This is a genomic window from Streptomyces sp. CB02261, assembly GCF_001905665.1.
GTDB lineage: Bacteria > Actinomycetota > Actinomycetes > Streptomycetales > Streptomycetaceae > Streptomyces.
The window spans coordinates 82339-102542 of the sequence record NZ_LIVX01000013.1 but is presented as its reverse complement, the minus strand read 5'-3'; the positions used below and the strand labels follow the sequence as shown (position 1 = coordinate 102542).

Below are 20204 nucleotides of genomic sequence, written 5' to 3'. Positions count from 1 at the left end.
TTTCGTGTGCTTTTCACCAAAGACCTCAAGGGGCACGGAGGCAACGCCGACAAAGGATGCGTGAGTACCCTTGCGCACACCATGATGACCGCCGCCCGCTCCGTCGACTCCGGCCTCGGCGCCCCGGGCGATCTCGACCGCTACCCCTACGCGGAGGCGCCCGCCGCCGGCCGCGCGGGCCCGTCCTCCTGGGACGGTGTGGACACCGACCTGGGCCGTGTCGGCCGCCGGAGCACCGGCAACCGGGGCCGTGGGCTGCACGGGCAGCTCGTCCAGCAGCTCGGCCAGATGATCGTCTCCGGCGACCTCGGGGCGGACCGTCCGCTCGTCCCGGAAGAGATCGGTCAGCGGTTCGAGGTCTCGCGCACGGTGGTGCGCGAGTCGCTGCGCGTGCTGGAGGCCAAGGGGCTCGTCAGTGCCCGCCCCAACGTCGGCACGCGGGTCAGGCCCGTCAGCGACTGGAACCTCCTGGACCCCGACATCATCGAGTGGCGTGCCTTCGGCCCGCAGCGCGACGACCAGCGCCGTGAGCTGAACGAGCTCCGCTGGACGATCGAGCCGCTGGCCGCCCGCCTGGCCGCCGGGCACGGCCGGGAGGACGTCCAGCAGCGTCTCGCCGACATGGTCGAGATCATGGGCCACGCGTTCGCCCAGGGGGACGGCATCACCTTCTCCCGCGCCGACACCGAGTTCCACTCGCTGCTCATCCAGCTCGCCGGGAACCGGATGCTGGAACACCTCTCCGGCATCGTCGCGTCCGCGCTCCAGGTCTCCGGCGGCCCGGTCACGGGCTGCGACCGACCGAGTGAAGCCTGTATCGCCCACCACGCCCGGATCGTGGACGCGCTCGCGGCGGGAGACGCGCTCGGCGCCGAATCGGCCATGCGGCAGCTGCTCATCGTCCACCCCGAGGTGGAGCGCGTCGTCCCCGCCCCCCGCGAACACTGACCCGCGGGCCGTGGTCGGGAGCGCGCAGGCGACGGCATCGCGTGCCGCCGGGTCCGAGCGCCACCCGGGGGGTCCGGCAGGGATTCCCCGGGTGGCGCCAGGGTTCCGGCGGCACGGATGTACGCTGATCTACCCCTTTGAGTCGCTTTGTCGTGCATGAGGTGTGACTCGGGCCACGAAGATTGGGCGTAACACTCCTCCGAGCCGTGCGATGACCTAAGAGGTGACAGCCGAGGAAGGAATACAGCAGCCGATGGAGGCGCTGTGCAGTTCCCCGGTCCAGCCCGCGCCGTCGGCACATTCCCCGTCGACGGTCGTCGGCTCCAGCCCGATCCAGGGCGGGGCCGGAAGCCGTTTCCATCGTTCCGAGAGGTTGTTCGTGTCGGCCAGCACATCCCGTACGCTCCCGCCGGAGATCGCCGAGTCCGAGTCTGTGATGGCGCTCATCGAGCGGGGAAAGGCTGATGGGCAGATCGCCGGCGATGACGTGCGTCGGGCCTTCGAGGCTGACCAGATTCCGCCAACCCAGTGGAAGAATGTTCTGCGCAGCCTCAATCAGATCCTCGAGGAAGAGGGTGTGACGCTGATGGTCAGTGCAGCGGAGTCGCCGAAGCGCGCCCGTAAGAGCGTCGCAGCGAAGAGCCCGGCCAAGCGCACCGCCACCAAGACCGTCACCGCCAGGACGACCGTGACGAAGACCAGCGTCCCGGCCGCCGCGGCCTCTGCGGCAGAGGGCGCCGACCCGGCCGACGAGGCCGGATCCGTCGCCAAGAAGGCGGCCGCGAAGAAGACCGTCGCCAAGAAGGCGGTGGCCAAGAAGACCGTCGCGAAGAAGACGGCGGCCAAGAAGACCACGTCCAAGAAGGACGCCGACGAGATCGTCGAGGGCGAAGAGCTGCTCGAGGACGTCGCGCCCGGCAAGGGCGAGGAAGAGGAGACCGAGGGCGAGAGCAAGGGCTTCGTCCTGTCCGACGAGGACGAGGACGACGCTCCGGCGCAGCAGGTCGCCGTCGCCGGTGCCACCGCCGACCCGGTCAAGGACTACCTGAAGCAGATCGGCAAGGTCCCGCTGCTCAACGCCGAGCAGGAGGTCGAGCTCGCCAAGCGCATCGAGGCCGGTCTGTTCGCCGAGGACAAGCTGGCGAACTCGGACAAGCTCGCTCCGAAGCTCAAGCGCGAGCTGGAGATCATCGCCGAGGACGGCCGGCGGGCCAAGAACCACCTCCTGGAGGCCAACCTCCGCCTGGTGGTCTCCCTGGCCAAGCGCTACACCGGCCGCGGCATGCTCTTCCTGGACCTGATCCAGGAGGGCAACCTCGGTCTGATCCGTGCCGTCGAGAAGTTCGACTACACCAAGGGCTACAAGTTCTCCACGTACGCCACCTGGTGGATCCGTCAGGCGATCACCCGCGCCATGGCCGACCAGGCCCGCACCATCCGTATCCCGGTGCACATGGTCGAGGTCATCAACAAGCTCGCGCGCGTGCAGCGTCAGATGCTCCAGGACCTGGGCCGTGAGCCCACCCCGGAGGAGCTGGCCAAGGAGCTCGACATGACCCCTGAGAAGGTCATCGAGGTCCAGAAGTACGGTCGTGAGCCGATCTCCCTCCACACCCCGCTGGGTGAGGACGGCGACAGCGAGTTCGGCGACCTGATCGAGGACTCCGAGGCGGTCGTCCCGGCCGACGCGGTGAGCTTCACGCTCCTCCAGGAGCAGCTGCACTCCGTCCTCGACACGCTGTCCGAGCGTGAGGCGGGCGTCGTCTCGATGCGCTTCGGTCTCACCGACGGTCAGCCGAAGACGCTGGACGAGATCGGCAAGGTCTACGGCGTGACCCGCGAGCGGATCCGTCAGATCGAGTCGAAGACGATGTCGAAGCTGCGTCACCCGTCGCGTTCGCAGGTTCTGCGCGACTACCTCGACTGAGTCGTACGCGCCGCGGTCGCGGTGCGCGGAGCGGTAGACGGAAGGGCCCGGTTCCCCCAGAGGGAGCCGGGCCCTCCGGCTGTGTTGGGGTGCACGCCGGGCGCGCGTGCTGGACTCTGGGTGAACCGACATCACCGGAGAGTCAGGAGGCTTCATGCGTGGTTCTCTCACCCGAGCATTGGCGGGTGCTCTGGGCCTGATCGCCGCCACGGCGGGCCAGGTCGCCACCGGCGCCCCCGCGGCCGCCGACAGTGTCGTAGTGGGTGGGCGTCCCGCCCAGATCCGGGACGCGCCCTGGGTCGTGGCACTGTCCAGTCGTGACCGGTTCGGGGGTACGCGCGCGGGGCAGTTCTGCGGGGGTGTGGTCGTCGCGCCGACCAAGGTGCTCACGGCGGCCCACTGCCTGGGCCGGGAGGTACTGGGCGGCGATCCGTGGGAGGTCCGGGACTTCGTGGTCATCGCGGGCCGCGCGGCGCTGCGCGGGCAGGGCGGGCAGGAGGTGCGGATCTCGGACACCTGGGTCAACCCCGACTACGACCCGACGACCAACTCGGGCGATCTCGCGGTGCTGACACTGGTACGCGCGCTCCCGCAGTCGTACGTGATCGGCGTCGCCCGCCCGGGCGACGAGGCCGAGGCCCCCGGCACGGAGGCGGACGTGTTCGGCTGGGGCGATACGACCGGCAACGGGACCTACGCCTCCGCGCTGCGGACGGCGCGGGTGCAGGTGCTGCCGGACAGCTCGTGCGGGCGGGCGTACCCGGGCGGACCCGGGGTCCCCTACCGGAGCGACACGATGCTGTGCGCGGGGGATCCGCGGGGCAGCAGGGACGCGTGCCAGGGCGACAGCGGAGGGCCCCTGGTGGCCAAGGGGCTTCTCATCGGCCTGGTGTCCTGGGGCAGCGGCTGCGCGCAGGCCGAGAACCCGGGCGTCTACACCCGCGTCTCGACGGTCCTGCCGGCACGCATCTGACACGCGCTCGGATACGAGAACGGGCGGTCACCCCCCTGGGAACGCGGGGGTGACCGCCCGCCGTCCGGTCATTGGCCGGATCTGGGCTCGTCGTGGTTGCGAAGCGTCAGTGCTCGTCGCCCACAGTGCGGGCCGGCACGTCCGTCAGCCGGTCCGTCTCATCCTGTATCTCAACGGCGATCTTCTTGAGTTCCGGCTCGAACTTGCGTCCGTGGTGGGCGCAGAAGAGCAAGTCACCTCCGCTGGTCAGGACGACACGCAGGTATGCCTGGGCGCCGCAGCGGTCGCAGCGGTCAGCGGCCGTCAGGGGGCTCGCGGGGGTCAGAACAGTAGTCACGTCGCCTCTTCTCTAGCTCGACGAGCTGTCGTACCAGGGTCAACATCCAACCAGGCCGAAAACGTTCCCGCTCGTGGCTTTTCCTTGAAACTTCTTCCCAAGGTGGCTGTCTGCTGCCGGTTGGCGGCGAATGAGCCGTATTGCTTCGCTCTACGGATTTCGCGTTGCTTGTATCGGTTAGCCCTCCCGGCGTGGTTGCCGGTTGTTGATGAGGACGTGCCCGGAGCCTAAATGGTTCATGCCTGGAAGGGAACGTGATGTGCGCGTCACCCCATCGAGGGATCGAACATCCATGCGACCCTGGACTAGCATGAGGAATCGGGGAGGGTGGCGTTACAACGGCTCTACCAGGCATCGGTACCCTCTGACCGTCGAACGACGCCGGGCCTTACCCCATCGGGCCGGATTTCAAATTCAGCGAGGAGCGAACCGCGTGACCGCCGAAACGTCCGTGCCGTCCAGTGCGCTGCTGACCGCAGACCGTGACGGTTCCAACTACACCGCGCGGCACCTGCTCGTACTCGAAGGGCTCGAAGCGGTCCGCAAGCGCCCCGGTATGTACATCGGGTCCACCGACAGCCGCGGCCTGATGCACTGCATCTGGGAGATCATCGACAACTCGGTCGACGAGGCTCTCGGTGGCTACTGCGACCACATCGAGGTCATCCTCCACGACGACGGATCCGTGGAGGTCCGGGACAACGGCCGCGGCATCCCCGTCGACGTCGAGCCGAAGACCGGGCTCTCCGGAGTCGAGGTCGTCATGACGAAGCTCCACGCCGGCGGAAAGTTCGGCGGTGGGTCGTACGCGGCCTCCGGCGGCCTCCACGGCGTCGGCGCGTCCGTGGTCAACGCCCTGTCGGCGCGCCTGGACGTCGAGGTGGACCGGAACAGCGCCACGCACTCGATCAGCTTCCGCCGCGGTGTCCCGGGCATCTTCACGGAGCAGGGCCCCGACAGCCCCTTCGACCCGGCCAACGGCCTCCTCAAGGGCAAGCGGGTCCCCAAGACCCGCACCGGCACCCGCGTCCGCTACTGGGCGGACCGGCAGATCTTCCTCAAGGACGCCAAGCTCTCCCTGGAGACGCTGCACCAGCGTGCCCGGCAGACCGCCTTCCTCGTGCCCGGTCTCACCATCGTCGTCCGCGACGAGCGCGACCTCGCGGGCGTCGGCAAGAGCGAGGAGACCTTCCGCTTCGACGGAGGCATCAGCGAATTCTGCGAGTACCTCGCGCAGGACAAGGCCGTCTGCGACATCCAGCGTCTGACCGGCCACGGCACCTTCAAGGAGACCGTCCCCGTCCTCGACGAGCGGGGCCACATGACCCCGACCGAGGTCACCCGCGAGCTCGCCGTCGACATCGCGCTGCGCTGGGGCACCGGCTACGACTCCCTGGTCAAGTCCTTCGTCAACATCATCGCCACGCCGAAGGGCGGCACCCACGTCTCGGGCTTCGAGCAGGCCGTCACCAAGACGGTGAACGAGGTGCTGCGCTCGGCGAAGATGCTGCGCGTCGCCGAGGACGACATCGTCAAGGACGACGCCCTCGAAGGGCTCACCGCCGTCGTGACGGTCCGCCTCGCCGAGCCGCAGTTCGAGGGGCAGACCAAGGAGGTCCTCGGCACGTCCGCCGCGCGCCGGATCGTGGCGAACGTGGTCGCCAAGGAGCTCAAGGCCTTCCTCACCTCCACCAAGCGCGACGCCAAGGCGCAGGCGCGCGCCGTCCTGGAGAAGGCCGTCGCCGCGGCCCGTACCCGGATCGCGGCGCGGCAGCACAAGGAGGCGCAGCGCCGGAAGACCGCGCTCGAGTCCTCCTCGCTGCCGGCCAAGCTGGCCGACTGCCGCAGCGACGACGTGGAGCGCAGCGAACTCTTCATCGTCGAGGGCGACTCCGCCCTCGGCACGGCGAAGCTCGCCCGCAACAGCGAGTTCCAGGCGCTGCTGCCCATCCGCGGCAAGATCCTCAACGTCCAGAAGTCGTCCGTCTCGGACATGCTGAAGAACGCCGAGTGCGGGGCGATCATCCAGGTCATAGGAGCGGGCTCGGGCCGCACCTTCGACATCGACGCGGCCCGCTACGGGAAGATCGTCCTCCTCGTCGACGCCGACGTCGACGGCGCCCACATCCGGTGCCTGCTGCTGACGCTCTTCCAGCGCTACATGCGGCCCATGGTGGAGGCGGGGCGGGTCTTCGCGGCCGTGCCCCCGCTGCACCGGATCGAGCTCGTCCAGCCCAAGAAGGGCCAGGACAAGTACGTCTACACGTACTCGGACAACGAGCTGCGGCAGACCCTGCTGGAGTACCAGCGCAAGGGGGTCCGCTACAAGGACGCCATCCAGCGCTACAAGGGTCTGGGCGAGATGGACGCCGACCAGCTCGCGGAGACCACGATGGACCCGCGTCACCGCACCCTGCGCCGGATCAACATCGGCGACCTGGACGCGGCGGAGCAGGTCTTCGACCTCCTCATGGGCAATGACGTCGCTCCGCGCAAGGAGTTCATCACCGGCTCGGCGGCGACCCTCGACCGCTCGCGCATCGACGCCTGAGTCACTCCACCCGTGGGTGGAGCCGAACGCTCCACCCACGGGCCGATCACAGGACCGCCGACTCTCCGTAGCATCGAGGTGACGGAGGGGGACGGGCATGGACGAGAAGCGCGGCCGAGCGCCTACGAGGGGCGACGCGGACCAGCAGAGCTCTTGGAGGGCCTGGCCCTCACGGGAGGCGCTCACCCGCGTGGGCGTGCCTCGGGGCCGTGTCGTCATCGACTACAGCATCATCGCGGGCCTGAGCGTCTGGATGGTGGCCGGCTGTTACACGTCGGGGGCGTTCGACGGCTGGTACGCGGCTCTGCCGCCGATCGGCTTCGGGCTCTGCGTGGCGGCCGGCCTGGGCTATCACCACGCGACCCTCGACCACCGGGTGGCGGCGTCCCTGGGGCTCCTCGGGGCGATGGCGCTCTGCGGGCTCGGGGCACACGCGGCCGGCGCCCCGACACCGGCGACCGTGATGTGGATAGTCGTCTCGATCATGGCGATGGAGCGGCTGCCGCTGCCGGCCGCCCTGGCCACCGTGGCGGTGCTCGTGCCCGGGTTCGTGCAGGCCGACGAGAGCGGCGTCCTGGGGGCCGCCCTGACGACCGGGGCCGTGCTGCTCGCCGGCTACTCGCTGAGACTGGACGCCCAGGCGCGGGGTGCGGGGTTCCAGCTTCTCGCCCAGGAGAGGCTGGCCCGAGAGGCCGAGGCCGCTTCGGCGGCGCTCGCCGAGCGGGCGAGGATCGCCCGGGAGATACATGACGTGCTCGCCCACAGCCTCTCCGCCCAGATGGTGCACCTGGAGGTCGCCCGGCTGCAGATCGAGGCGGGAGCGGACCGGGCGGAGATCCTCCAGCATGTGACGTCCGCCCGGCTGATGGCCAGAGAGGGCCTTGCCGAGACCCGACACGCGCTGTCGGCGCTGCGAGGCGACATGGTGCCCGTCGAGGACTACCTGCGGGAGCTGGCGCGGGAGGACCACGCGGAGGTCGACGTCAGCGGCGAGCGTCGGCACCTGCCCGTCGAGGCCTCCCAGGCGGTGCGGCGGGTCGCGCAGGAAGCCCTGACGAACGTGCGCAAGCACGCCCCGGGCGCACGGACCCGCATCCGGTTCGTCTACGAGGCGGACGGGATCTCCCTGGAGATACGCGACTCGGGGCCGCCGACGGCCCAGGGGACACCGGCGGGCCACGGGCTCGGCTCCTCCGGCTCCGGGTACGGGCTGCTCGGTATGAGAGAGCGGGCCGAACTCCTCGGCGGCAGCCTGGACGCGGGGCCCGAGGGCCAGGGGTTCGCCGTGCGGCTGCGGGTGCCGGCATGAGCGGCGACGAGACGACGCCGGTCGTGCGGGTGGTGGTCGCCGACGACCAGGCCGTGGTTCGTGAGGGGATCGTGATGCTCCTGGGGCTGCTTCCCGGGGTCGAGGTCGTCGGAGCGGCGCGGGACGGGGAGGAGGCGGTGGCACTGACCGCCGAACTCACACCTGACGTGGTCCTGATGGATCTGCGGATGCCCCGGTGCGACGGGGTCGAGGCCACCCGCCGGATCCGTGAGCGGCACCCCGGGACGGAGATCGTCGTGCTCACCACGTACGCCGACGACGACTCGCTGTTCCCGGCACTGCGGGCGGGAGCGCGGGGGTACCTGACCAAGGACGCCGGCGGGGAGGAGATCGTACGGGCCCTGCGTGACGTGACCGACGGGCGAGCGGGCCTCTCGCCCACCGTGCAGCGGCGGCTGCTGGAGCAGTTGTTGGAGAGGCCTGAGCGGACCGGCGAGCGGACCGAGCTGACCGGCGAGCGGATCGGTGGGTCCACCGAGCGGACCGGTGGGCGGACCCAGCGGACCGAGCCGCCGGAGGAGACCTTGCGGGCCGGCGGAGCCCGGCCCGTCGGCGGAGTCCGGTCGGCCGAGGAGACGGAGCGGAACGACCGCTACCGGTGGCCCAAGTCCTCCGGAGCTCCGGGGGCGGGTACGGAGGGGGTCCCGGCGCCTGGTGCGCCTGTCGTTCCGGGGGCCGACGGGCTCACGGAGCGGGAGACCGAGGTGCTCGTGCTCGTCGCCGACGGGCTCTCCAACCAGGAGATCGCGGGTCGGCTGCGGATCTCCACGGCCACGGTGAAGACCCACATCAACAATCTCTTCGCCAAGACGGGAGTCCGCGACCGGGCACAGGCCGTGCGGTACGCATATCAGCACGGTCTGGTCAGGGCACCTGGGAGAAGAGTCACCTGATGGGGTGAACAGGAGGAGGAGAAGAGTCCGGGATCTTCCCGCTCTGTCCATCCTTGGGCACGCGGCCGAAACGGTTCGCTGACAAGGAGAGTTGGCCGGTGGAGCAGGTGGACAAGCAGGAGGGGCTCGGCGTTCCGGCGATGCCGGTCGACGACCCCTGGTACGACGCGACGGCCTCCGGCCGCGACGAGCGGGCCGAGGCCGGGGCGCCCGGCGACGGCCGCCCCGGCGCGGTGCCGCGGCAGTGGGTCCACAGCACGGCGGAGATCTATCTGGAAGTGCAGCGGAGCCCCGCCTTCCAGGAAGTGCGCAGCCGCTACCGCCGGTTCGTGTTCCCCGCCGCCCTCGCGTTCCTCCTCTGGTACCTCGCCTACGTCGTGGCGGCGACCGCCGCACCGGGGCTCATGGCCCGGCCGGTCGCCGGAGTGGTGAACGTGGCGATGGTCGCGGGGCTGGGACAGTTCCTCACCACCTTCCTGCTCACCTGGGCCTACGCACGCCATGCGCGGCTGCGCAGGGACCGGGCCGCGCTGGACCTGCGGTGGGACACGCAGGAGATGACCCGGGGGGTGGCGCAGCGGTGACCGGAGACCACCAGACCCTGGCGCTGCTGTTGTTCAGTGCCTTCATCGCCGTCACCCTGGGCATCACCACCTGGGTGAGCCGCAACCGGCACGGTTCGGCGGAGGAGTTCTATGCCGGGGGCAGGCTGTTCTCGCCCCTGGAGAACGGTTTCGCCATCGCCGGTGACTACATGTCCGCGGCCTCCTTCCTCGGCATCTCCGGGCTGATCGCGCTCTACGGCTACGACGGCATGCTGTACTCGGTGGGATTCCTGGTCGCCTGGCTGGTCGTGCTGCTGCTGGTGGCCGAACTGGTGCGCAACTGCGGCCGGTTCACGCTGGCCGACGTCGTCGCCGCCCGGATGGCCGAGCGACCGGTGCGGATCGCCGCCGGGACGTCCTCGGTGGCCGTCTCCGTGCTGTACCTCGTCGCCCAGATGGTCGGCGCCGGGAGTCTGGTCGCCCTGTTGCTCGGCGGCACCGGTGAGGCGGCCCGCTCGTGGACGGTGATCGGCGTGGGCGCGCTCATGGTGGTCTACGTGTCGCTGGGCGGCATGCGGGCCACCACCTGGATCCAGATCGTCAAGGCCGTCCTGCTCATGGCGGGCACGATCGCGCTCACCGTTCTCGTGCTGCTCCGGTTCCACGGCGACGTGAACAACCTGCTGTCCACCGCGGCCGAACGCAGCGGTCACGGACTGGGGTTCCTCGCCCCCGGACTCCGCTACGGCGGGGACTGGACGGCACGCCTCGACTTCATCAGCCTCGGCATCGCCCTGGTGCTCGGCACGGCGGGACTGCCGCACATCCTGGCGCGCTTCTACACCGTGCCGACCGCCAGGGCCGCCCGTCGCTCCGTCGTCTGGGCCATCGGGCTCATCGGCAGCTTCTACCTGATGACCATCGTGCTCGGCTTCGGCGCGGCGGCCCTGATCGGCTCCGACGAGGTCCGCGCCTCCAACGCGTCCGGGAACACCGCCGTACCGCTGCTCGCCCTCGAACTCGGCGGGGGAGCGGGCTCGACCGGTGGCACCGTTCTCTTCGCGATCGTCGCCGCCGTCGCGTTCGCGACCATCCTGGCCGTCGTCGCGGGGATCACCCTCGCCTCATCGGCCTCGGTCGCCCACGACCTGTACGCCTCGCTGCGCCGCCGGCACGCGAAGCAGTACAGCGAGGTGACCGTGGCGCGGATCGCCGCGGCGGTGATCGGGGCGGCCGCCATCGGCCTGGGGCTGCTCGCCCGCGACCTCAACGTGGCGTTCCTCGTGGGCCTCGCCTTCGCGGTGGCGGCCTCGGCCAATCTGCCGGTGCTGCTCTACACGCTGTTCTGGCGGCGGTTCACCACACGGGGGGCGGTGTGGTCGGTGTACGGCGGACTGATCCCCGCGGTGCTGCTGGTGCTGGTGTCCCCGGTCGTCTCCGGCAGTCCCGAAGCGCTCTTCCCCGGCGTCGACTTCCAGCTGTTCCCGCTGCAGAACCCGGGAGTGGTCTCCATCCCGCTCGGCTTCCTCGCGGGCTGGATCGGGACGGTCACCTCGACGGAGCCGCCCGACGAGGCACGGCACGCCGAGACCGAGGTGCGGGCCCTCACCGGCGCGGGAGCCGTCTGACGGGTCGGCTCGGAGGCCGGATCGGCCGGATCAGCCGCGGGGTGGGGAGCTCACCCAGACGTAGCGGTGTTCGGGGCGGCCCGTCTCCCCGTACCGGAGCGAGAGACGGACGCGATCGGTGCGTTCGAGGAGCTTGAGATAGCGCTGGGCCGTCTGGCGGCTGACGCCGGCCCGCTCGGCGATCTCCTGCGCGGACAGCGGAGTGTCGGCGGCGAGCAGGACCTGACGGACCAGTTCGGCCGTGGTGGGGGAGTGTCCCTTGGGCAGATCCGGGGTGACGGAGCCGGCGGACAGGGCTCCGAAGATGCGGTCCACCTCGGCCTGTTCCGCCTCTCCGCCGCTCTCCAGGGTGTGGCGGAGCGTCGCGTACGCCTCCAGCTTGGCTCGCAGTCCGGCGAAGTTGAACGGTTTGACCAGGTACTGGAGGGCGCCGTGCCGCATCGCCGCCTGCACCGTGGCCACGTCCCGGGCCGCCGTCACCATGATCACGTCGCACTGGTGGCCACGGGCGCGGAGCTCCCGTACGGCCGCGAGTCCGTTCTCGTCCGGGAGGTAGTGGTCGAGGAGGATCAGGTCCACCGGGTGCGCGTCCAGGGCGGCGAGCGCCTCGGCGGTCGAGTGGGCGGTGGCGGCGACCCGGAAGCCGGGCACCTTGGCGGCGTAGGCGGCGTTGATCCGGGCCACCCGCACATCGTCGTCCACGACGAGCACATCGATCATCGTGCCCCCTCGACCGCTTCCGGTTCCGGCGACGTCGGGTAGGGGTGGGGTTCCGGCTCGCTCAGGGCGTCCGGGAGGACGACCGTGAACTCGGCGCCTCCCTCGGGGCCCCCGGCCACGCGGGCGGAGCCGCCACGGCGCTCGGCGAGCCGGCGGACGAGGGCGAGACCGAGGCCGCGCTTCCCGTGGGACGGAAGCGCCTTCGTCGTCCATCCCTCGGTGAAGATCAGCTCGCGGCTCTCCTCCGGAACCCCCGGGCCGCTGTCCGTGACCCGCAGCACGACCGTACGGGCCTCGGCGCGGAAGGAGACGTCGATCCGGGCGCCGGGAGTGCCCGCCGCGGCGTCCAGGGCGTTGTCGACCAGGTTCCCGACGACGGTGACCAGCTCACGCGGGTCGACGAGCCGGTTCGGCAGCAGCGAGCCCGGGGCGATCCGCAGCGAGACGCCCCGCTCGGCGGCGACCGTGGCCTTGCCGACCAGCAGTGCCGCGAGCAGCGGGTCGTGGACCTTCTCCGTGACCTGCTCGGCGGTCGCCCGGTGCACGCCGACCACCTCCGTGACGAACTCCACCGCCTCCTCGTGCATCTCCAGCTCCAGGAGACCGAGCAGGGTGTGCATGCGGTTGGCGTGCTCGTGGTCCTGGGCGCGGAGGGCGTCGATCAGCCCCCGGGTGGAGTCCAGCTCGCGCCCCAGCCGCTCCAGCTCGGTGCGGTCGCGGAGGGTCGCCACGGCGCCGCCGTCGTCGGTCGGCATCCGGTTGGCGATCAGCACCCGGTGCCCCCGCACGGTGACCAGGTCCTCGCCGGTCACCCGACCCGCGAGGACGTCGGCGGTACGGCCCCGGCCGAGGACCTCGTCGAGCGGCCGGCCCGTCGCCTCGGGACCGAGGCCGAGAAGCCGCTGCGCCTCGTCGTTCATGAGCCTCACGGAGCCGTGGCGGTCCAGGGCCACGACGCCCTCGCGGATGCCGTGCAGCATGGCCTCACGTTCGGCGAGCAGCGCGGAGATGTCGGAGAAGGCCAGGTCGTGGGTCTGCCGCTGGAGGCGCCGCGAGATCAGGTACGCGGCCAGGGCGCCGGCCGCGAGCGCCCCGCCCGCGTAGGCGAGGAGACCCGGGATCGCGGCGAGGAGCCGGTCGCGGACGCTGTCGTACTCGATGCCCACCGAGATCGCGCCGACGATCCGCCCGTCCGCGTCCCGCAGTGGCGTCTTGCCGCGCGCCGACCGGCCCAGGGTGCCGCTGTCGATCTCCATCACCTCGCGCCCGGCGAGGACGGTGCTCGGGTCCGTGGAGACCCGCCTGCCGATCTCGGCGGGATCGGTGTGCGACCAGCGCACCCCGCGTGTGTCCATGACCACGACGTACTCGGCGCCCGTCGAGACACGGATCCGCTCGGCCTCGGTCTGCACCGGGCCCCGCGCGGACGGCGGGGTCGTGGTGAGGTCCGCGGCCAGTCGGGGGGACGCGGTGGACCCGGCGATGGCCAGGGCCCGCCGCATCGCCTGGTCGTCGAGCTGGGCGCTGAGCGGGGCGAGGAAGAGCCCGGTGGCGAGCACGGTCACACCGGTCGCGATGACCAGCTGCATCAGCAGGACCTGCGAGAACACCCGCCGAGGCCACCCGAACCGCCGTCGGCGCGCGCCGGGGCGAGGGGGGCTGGTGTCTGCGGGGCTCATGAGGGAAAAGGTAAGGGGCGACGCGCCAGGACCGGAAACGGCGAGGGAGCGGGTGCCTATCCTGGGGGTTTCCCACAGCCGTGGGCACGCACGCAGGAGAACCGGAGGCACGTCCCTTGACCACGCAGCAGATCCCCGTCGTCGTCCTGGCCGGGTTCCTCGGGGCGGGGAAGACCACACTCCTGAACCACCTGCTGCGCAGCGCTCGGGGCACCCGCATCGGCGTCATGGTCAACGACTTCGGTGACATCGGCATCGACGCGATGAGCGTCGCCGGGCAGGTCGGCTCCACCGTCTCCCTCGGCAACGGCTGCCTCTGCTGCGCCGTCGACGCCGGCGAACTCGACGAGTACCTGGAGGTCCTCACCCGCCCCGAGTCCCGCCTCGACGTCATCGTGATCGAGGCGAGCGGGCTCGCGGAGCCGCAGGAGCTGGTCCGCATGGTGCTCGCCAGCGAGAACGAGCGGATCGTGTACGGAGGGCTCGTCCAGGTCGTCGACGCGGCCGAGTTCTCCGCCACCCGGCAGCGGCACCCCGAGACCGACCGGCAGCTGCCGATCGCCGACCTCGTGGTCGTGAACAAGGCCGACCGGGTCCCCGAGGACGAGCTGCGCGCCGTCCACGAGACGGTGGCCGGGCTGGCCGGCAAGGCCGTCGTGGTCGAGGCCACGCACGGAAGGATCGACCCGGAGCTGCTCTTCGACCGGGTGGTCCCCGAGGGGGAGATCGAGGGGCAGATGTCCATCGAGGACATCCTGTACGGCGAGGAGGGCGAGGACGCCCGGCACAGCCACCCGCACACGGCGTACGAGACCGTGTCCCTGACGGCCGCGACCCCGCTCCACCCGCGCCGCCTGATGGCCTTCCTGGACGCCCGCCCCGAGGGCCTCTACCGGATCAAGGGCTTCGTCGACTTCGGCGCCGCGGACCCGGACAACCGCTACACCGTCCACGCGGTGGGCCGCTTCCTGCGCTTCTACCCCGAGCGGTGGCCCGAGGGCGAGGAGCGGCTCACCCAGCTCGTCCTGATCGGTTCCGGCGTGGACGCGGCCGGCCTGCGCAAGGAACTGGCCCAGTGCGAGCAGAACGGCCCGCAGGACGCCCCCGACGAGCACAGCATGTGGGGCGTCCTGCGGTACGTACAGCAGACGGAGGAGGAGCCCGAGGCGCCCTAGGGCGCCTCGGGCTCGCGACGCGCTAGCTCGGCGGCCCCGCCACCACGTCCACCGGGCGGGGGAGGGGGGTGCCCGAGCCGTCGCGGCGCGGGTCCAGGTCCGGGAGTTCCACCGGGGTGCCGGTCTTCTGGGCGGCGCGGGCCGGCGCGGCACCCGCCCACGCCAGGATCAGCACGTCCTCGCCCCGCAGGAAGCGCTGGCAGCGGACGCCGCCGGTCGCCCGGCCCTTGCGCGGGTACTGGTCGAAGGGCGTCAGCTTCGCCGACGTACCCGCCGAGGAGTCCAGGGTGCCCGTGGAGCCCGCGACGGTGAAGACGACGGCGTCCGCCGCCGGGTCGACGGCCGTGAACGAGAGCACCTCGGCGCCCGCCGACAGCTTGACGCCCGCCATGCCGCCGGCCGGGCGGCCCTGGGGCCGTACCTGCGCGGCCGGGTAGCGAAGCAGCTGGGCGTCGGAGGTGATGAAGACCAGGTCCTCCTCGCCCGTGCGCAGTTCGGTCGCGCCGACGATCCGGTCACCCTCCTTGAGCGTGATGACCTCCAGCTCGTCCTTGTTCGCCGGATAGTCCGGCACCACGCGCTTCACCACGCCCTGGAGCGTGCCGAGGGCGAGCCCCGGCGAGGACTCGTCGAGCGTGGTGAGGCACACCACGGTCTCGTCGGCCTCCAGGGTCAGGAACTCGGACAGGGGCGCGCCGCCCGCCAGGTTCGGGGCGCTCGCCGTGTCGGGGAGCTGCGGCAGGTCGATGACCGCGATCCGCAGCAGCCGACCTGCCGAGGTCACCGCGCCGACGTCGCCGCGCTGCGTCGCGGCCACCGCCGACAGGATCACGTCGTGCTTGACGCGGGTCGCGTCCGGGTCGGTCTCCGGCAGCTCCGCCGTCGCCGTACGGGCGAGCAGCCCGGTCGAGGACAGCAGCACCCGGCACGGGTCGTCCGCGACCTCCAGGGACACGGCCGCGACGGGCGCGCCCGCCGACTCCAGCAGGACTGTCCGCCGGTCGGTGGCGAACTTCTTGGCGACCGCGGCCAGTTCCGCAGAGACCAGCTTGCGCAGCTCCGCGTCGGAGTCCAGGATCCCGGTCAGCTCGTCGATCTCGCCGTTGAGCCGGTCGCGCTCGCTCTCCAGTTCAATGCGGTCGAACCGGGTGAGACGGCGCAGCGGGGTGTCCAGGATGTACTGCGTCTGGACCTCGCTCAGCGAGAAGCGCTCCATCAGGCGCTCCTTGGCCTGCGCGGAGTTGTCGCTCTCCCGGATGAGGCGGATGACCTCGTCGATGTCGAGCAGCGCGATGAGCAGACCGAGCACGAGGTGGAGCCGGTCGCGCTTCTTGGTCCTGCGGAACTCGGAGCGGCGCCGGACCACCTCGAAGCGGTGGTCGAGGTAGACCTCCAGGAGCTCCTTCAGACCGAGGGTGAGCGGCTGGCCGTCGACCAGCGCCACGTTGTTGATGCCGAAGGACTCCTCCATCGGCGTCAGCTTGTAGAGCTGCTCCAGGACCGCCTCCGGCACGAAGCCGTTCTTGATCTCGATGACCAGACGCAGCCCGTGGTTGCGGTCGGTGAGGTCCTTGACGTCCGCGATGCCCTGGAGCTTCTTGGAACCGACCAGGTCCTTGATCTTGGAGATGACCTTCTCGGGGCCCACCGTGAAGGGCAGCTCGGTCACGACGATGCCCTTCCGGCGCGCCGTCACCGTCTCCACGCTCGTCGTGGCGCGGATCTTGAACGAGCCGCGGCCCGACTCGTACGCGTCCTTGATCCCGGACAGGCCGACGATCCGGCCGCCGGTCGGCAGGTCGGGGCCGGGCACGAAGCGCATCAGCGTCTCGAGGTCGGCGCCCGGGTGGCGGATCAGGTGGCGGGCGGCGGCGATGACCTCGCCGAGGTTGTGCGGGGGCATGTTGGTCGCCATGCCGACCGCGATGCCGGACGCGCCGTTGACCAGCAGGTTCGGGTAGGCGGCGGGCAGTGCCGCCGGCTCCCGCTCCTGGCCGTCGTAGTTCGGCGCGAAGTCGACCGTGTCCTCGTCGATGGACTCGGTCATGAGGAGCGCGGCCGGGGCCATCCGCGACTCGGTGTACCGCATGGCGGCCGGCGGGTCGTCGTTCCCCAGGGATCCGAAGTTGCCGTGGCCGTCGACGAGGGGGAGGCGCATGGAGAACGGCTGGGCCATGCGGACCATGGCGTCGTAGATGGACGCGTCACCGTGCGGGTGCAGCTTGCCCATCACCTCGCCGACGACACGGGCGCACTTGACGAAGCCGCGCTCGGGCCGCAGCCCCATCTCGTTCATCTGGAACACGATGCGGCGCTGGACGGGCTTCATGCCGTCCCGGGCGTCGGGGAGGGCACGCGAGTAGATCACCGAGTACGCGTACTCGAGGAAGGAGCCCTGCATCTCGTCGACGACGTCGATGTCGAGGATTCGCTCCTCGAACGCGTCGTCCGGCGGCGGTGTCTTCGTGCTGCGGCGGGCCATCGCGGCTGCGGCTCCTTCACCAACAAGGTTGATCTGACGCGGACCATTGTGGACCGTGCCACCGACAACGCCGACCGCGACCCGGAAGAGGGACATCTCGACGGGATGGGAACTTCGTCAGGTGTCGGCGCGCTTGCATACAGTGGCAGGACCTTTTCACATCGCGATCGAAGGGACGTACATGCCCATGGGTCACACGGCCACGGCCGAGGCCGGCTCCGGCGGCCTGACAGCGACCGAGCACCGGTTGGCGAACGGCCTGCGCGTGGTGCTCTCGGAGGACCACCTGACCCCGGTCGCCGCGGTCTGCCTCTGGTACGACGTCGGCTCGCGTCACGAGGTCCCGGGCCGCACGGGCCTGGCCCACCTCTTCGAGCACCTGATGTTCCAGGGCTCGAAGCAGGTCCACGGCAACGGGCACTTCGAGCTGGTGCAGGGTGCGGGCGGCTCGCTCAACGGCACGACGAGCTTCGAGCGCACCAACTACTTCGAGACCATGCCCACGCACCAGCTGGAGCTCGCGCTCTGGCTGGAGGCCGACCGCATGGGCTCGCTGCTCGCCGCCCTGGACGACGAGTCCATGGAGAACCAGCGGGACGTCGTCAAGAACGAGCGCCGCCAGCGTTACGACAACGTGCCGTACGGCACGGCGTTCGAGAAGCTGACCGCCCTCGCCTACCCGGAGGGCCACCCGTACCACCACACGCCGATCGGCTCCATGGCCGACCTGGACGCGGCCACCCTGGAGGACGCGCGGAACTTCTTCCGCACGTACTACGCCCCGAACAACGCGGTGCTGTCGGTCGTCGGCGACATCGACCCGGCGCAGACCCTCGCCTGGATCGAGAAGTACTTCGGCTCGATCCCGTCCCACGACGGCAAGCTGCCCCCGCGGGACGGCTCGCTGCCCGAGATCATCGGCGAGCAGCTGCGTGAGGTCGTCGAGGAGGAGGTCCCGGCCCGCGCGCTGATGGCCGCCTACCGGCTGCCCCACGACGGCACGCGCGAGTGCGACGCCGCCGACCTGGCCCTGACGGTGCTGGGCGGTGGCGAGTCGTCCCGCCTGCACAACCGTCTGGTCCGCCGCGACCGTACGGCCGTCGCCGCCGGTTTCGGCCTGCTGCGGCTCGCGGGAGCGCCCTCGCTCGGCTGGCTGGACGTCAAGACGTCCGGCGGCGTCGAGGTCCCGCAGATCGAGGCGGCCGTCGACGAGGAGCTCGCCCGGTTCGCCGCCGACGGCCCCACGCCGGAGGAGATGGAGCGCGCGCAGGCCCAGTTGGAGCGCGAGTGGCTCGACCGCCTCGGCACGGTCGCGGGCCGCGCCGACGAACTGTGCCGGTACGCCGTGCTGTTCGGCGACCCCCAGCTCGCCCTGACGGCCGTCGACCGGATCCTGGACATCACCGCCGAGGAGGTGCGGGCGGCCGCCGCGGCCACGCTGCGCCCCGACAACCGCGCGGTGCTCGTCTACGAGCCCCTGGCGACCGAGCAGAGCGACAGCGACGACGAAGAGGGAGCGGACCAGTGACCGACGCTGCCGCGGCTTTGACCAGCATGGACTTCCACCCGCAGCCGGCGCCCGGCGCCGCCAGGCCCTGGGCTTTCCCCGCCCCGGACCGCGGGAAGCTGGACAACGGCCTGACCCTGCTGACCAGTCACCGCCCCGGCCAGCAGGTCGTGGCCGTGGAGCTGTTCCTGCCGGCCCCGCTGGACGCCGAGCCCGCCGGTCTCGACGGCGTCGCCACCATCATGGCCCGCGCGCTCTCCGAGGGCACGGACCAGCGCGGCGCCGAGGAGTTCGCGGCCGAGCTGGAGCGCTGTGGCGCCACGCTCGACGCGCACGCCGACCACCCGGGCGTACGGGTCTCCCTGGAGGTCCCGGTCTCCCGGCTGCCCAAGGCGCTCGGGCTGCTCTCCGAGGCGCTGATCGCCCCGGCGTTCCTGGAGACCGAGATCGAGCGCCTGGTGCGCAACCGTCTCGACGAGATCCCGCACGAGACGGCCAACCCGGCCCGTCGCGCCGCCAAGCAGCTCTCCAAGGAGCTGTTCCCTGCCGAGTCGCGGATGTCGCGGCCGCGCCAGGGCACCGAGGAGACCGTCGCGGCGATCGACGCGGCCGCGGTCCGCGCCTTCTACGAGGCGTACGTGCGGCCCGCCACGGCCACCGCGGTGGTCGTCGGCGACCTGACCGGCGTCGACCTGGACAAGGTGCTCGCCGAGACCCTCGGCGCCTGGACCGGCGAGCCGGCCGAGCCGCTGCCGATGCCGCCGATCACCGCCGACGACACCGGACGCGTCGTCATCGTGGACCGACCCGGCGCCGTCCAGACCCAGTTGCTGATCGGCCGGATCGGTTCCGACCGCCACGACCGCGTCTGGCCGGCCCAGGTCCTGGGCACGTACTGCCTCGGTGGCACCCTCACCTCGCGACTCGACCGGGTGCTGCGCGAGGAGAAGGGCTACACGTACGGGGTGCGCGCCTTCGGGCAGGTGCTCCGCTCCGACAGCCAGGGCAACGGCGCCGCGATGCTCGCCATCAGCGGCTCCATCGACACGCCCAACACCGGCCCGGCGCTCGACGACCTGTGGAAGGTGCTGCGCACGCTGGCGGCCGAGGGTCTGACGGACGCCGAGCGCGAGACGGCCGTGCAGAACCTGGTCGGGGTCGCGCCGCTGAAGTACGAGACGGCCGCGTCGGTCGCCGGGACGCTCGCCGACCAGGTCGAGCAGCACCTCCCGGACGACTACCAGGCCCAGTTGTACGCGCGCCTGGCCGAGACCGGCACGGTCGAGGCCACCGCGGCCGTGGTCAGCGCCTTCCCGGTGGACCGGCTCGTCACCGTGCTCGTGGGTGACGCGGCGCAGATCGCCGAGCCGGTGCGCGCGCTCGGCATCGGTGAAGTCACCGTCGTGACCGGTTGATTCCGGCTCCTGACCCCGTTTCGGACCGGCTCCAGCCCGGCTCCTGACGGGGGCACGGGGAGGGCCCCGACGACATCCTTCGTCGGGGCCCTCC

Annotated in this window: 15 protein-coding genes; 11 read left to right on the top strand and 4 right to left on the bottom strand. The window is 71.2% G+C overall.

Features of this window, described 5'->3' with window-relative positions; translation table 11 throughout:
* Positions 1-60 precede the first annotated feature (60 nt).
* The 3 genes from AMK29_RS32640 (at position 61) to AMK29_RS32630 (ending at position 3848) form a co-directional block, all read left to right on the top strand.
* Complete coding sequence (locus AMK29_RS32640) at positions 61-948, top strand: FadR/GntR family transcriptional regulator (RefSeq protein ID WP_073819679.1); 888 nt, start codon at positions 61-63, stop codon at positions 946-948.
* Between the two features lie 379 nt (positions 949-1327).
* On the top strand, positions 1328-2875 hold the full coding sequence (locus AMK29_RS32635; protein WP_198942376.1) for an RNA polymerase sigma factor: 1548 nt from the start codon (positions 1328-1330) through the stop codon (positions 2873-2875).
* 154 nt (positions 2876-3029) lie between these two features.
* Complete coding sequence (locus AMK29_RS32630) at positions 3030-3848, top strand: serine protease (protein ID WP_073819678.1); 819 nt, start codon at positions 3030-3032, stop codon at positions 3846-3848.
* 106 nt (positions 3849-3954) lie between these two features.
* Here AMK29_RS32630 and AMK29_RS32625 read toward each other — a convergent pair whose 3' ends face one another.
* Positions 3955-4185 (bottom strand): DUF7455 domain-containing protein, encoded by a 231-nt coding sequence (locus tag AMK29_RS32625; protein WP_030211728.1) that lies wholly within the window; start codon positions 4183-4185, stop codon positions 3955-3957.
* 433 nt (positions 4186-4618) lie between these two features.
* On the opposite strand from AMK29_RS32625, the gene AMK29_RS32620 reads away from it, so the two are divergent.
* The 5 genes from AMK29_RS32620 (at position 4619) to AMK29_RS32600 (ending at position 11132) form a co-directional block, all read left to right on the top strand.
* On the top strand, positions 4619-6736 hold the full coding sequence (locus tag AMK29_RS32620; protein ID WP_073819677.1) for a DNA gyrase/topoisomerase IV subunit B: 2118 nt from the start codon (positions 4619-4621) through the stop codon (positions 6734-6736).
* A gap of 97 nt (positions 6737-6833) precedes the next feature.
* Positions 6834-8045: a sensor histidine kinase gene (locus AMK29_RS32615; RefSeq protein ID WP_073819676.1), complete on the top strand. Its 1212-nt coding sequence runs from the start codon at positions 6834-6836 to the stop codon at positions 8043-8045.
* On the top strand, positions 8042-8959 hold the full coding sequence (locus tag AMK29_RS32610; protein ID WP_073819675.1) for a response regulator transcription factor: 918 nt from the start codon (positions 8042-8044) through the stop codon (positions 8957-8959). Before AMK29_RS32615 ends, AMK29_RS32610 begins: the two co-directional genes overlap by 4 nt.
* A 140-nt stretch (positions 8960-9099) precedes the next feature.
* A complete protein-coding gene (locus AMK29_RS32605; protein WP_073819756.1) occupies positions 9100-9543 on the top strand; it encodes a DUF485 domain-containing protein in 444 nt (147 codons plus the stop codon).
* A complete protein-coding gene (locus tag AMK29_RS32600) occupies positions 9540-11132 on the top strand; it encodes a solute symporter family protein (RefSeq protein WP_073819674.1) in 1593 nt (530 codons plus the stop codon). Before AMK29_RS32605 ends, AMK29_RS32600 begins: the two co-directional genes overlap by 4 nt.
* Before the next feature lie 30 nt (positions 11133-11162).
* On the opposite strand, the gene AMK29_RS32595 is transcribed toward AMK29_RS32600, so the two are convergent.
* Together AMK29_RS32595 and AMK29_RS32590 are read right to left on the bottom strand one after the other, a co-directional pair.
* Positions 11163-11852: a DUF7342 family protein gene (locus AMK29_RS32595; protein WP_073819673.1), complete on the bottom strand. Its 690-nt coding sequence runs from the start codon at positions 11850-11852 to the stop codon at positions 11163-11165.
* Positions 11849-13531, bottom strand: a complete 1683-nt coding sequence (locus tag AMK29_RS32590) for a sensor histidine kinase (protein WP_073819672.1) — start codon at positions 13529-13531, stop codon at positions 11849-11851. Before AMK29_RS32590 ends, AMK29_RS32595 begins: the two co-directional genes overlap by 4 nt.
* Positions 13532-13647: 116 nt before the next feature.
* On the opposite strand from AMK29_RS32590, the gene AMK29_RS32585 reads away from it, so the two are divergent.
* Entirely contained in the window at positions 13648-14706 is a 1059-nt protein-coding gene (locus AMK29_RS32585; RefSeq protein ID WP_073819671.1) for a CobW family GTP-binding protein, read from the top strand.
* A 22-nt stretch (positions 14707-14728) separates the two neighbouring features.
* On the opposite strand, the gene AMK29_RS32580 is transcribed toward AMK29_RS32585, so the two are convergent.
* Positions 14729-17188 (bottom strand): DNA gyrase/topoisomerase IV subunit A, encoded by a 2460-nt coding sequence (locus tag AMK29_RS32580; protein WP_073819670.1) that lies wholly within the window; start codon positions 17186-17188, stop codon positions 14729-14731.
* Positions 17189-17369: 181 nt separating this feature from the next.
* On the opposite strand from AMK29_RS32580, the gene AMK29_RS32575 reads away from it, so the two are divergent.
* A complete protein-coding gene (locus AMK29_RS32575) occupies positions 17370-18716 on the top strand; it encodes a M16 family metallopeptidase (protein WP_073819669.1) in 1347 nt (448 codons plus the stop codon).
* Entirely contained in the window at positions 18713-20110 is a 1398-nt protein-coding gene (locus tag AMK29_RS32570; RefSeq protein ID WP_073819668.1) for a M16 family metallopeptidase, read from the top strand. The genes AMK29_RS32575 and AMK29_RS32570 overlap by 4 nt, the downstream gene beginning before the upstream one ends.
* The last annotated feature ends 94 nt before the right edge of the window (positions 20111-20204 follow it).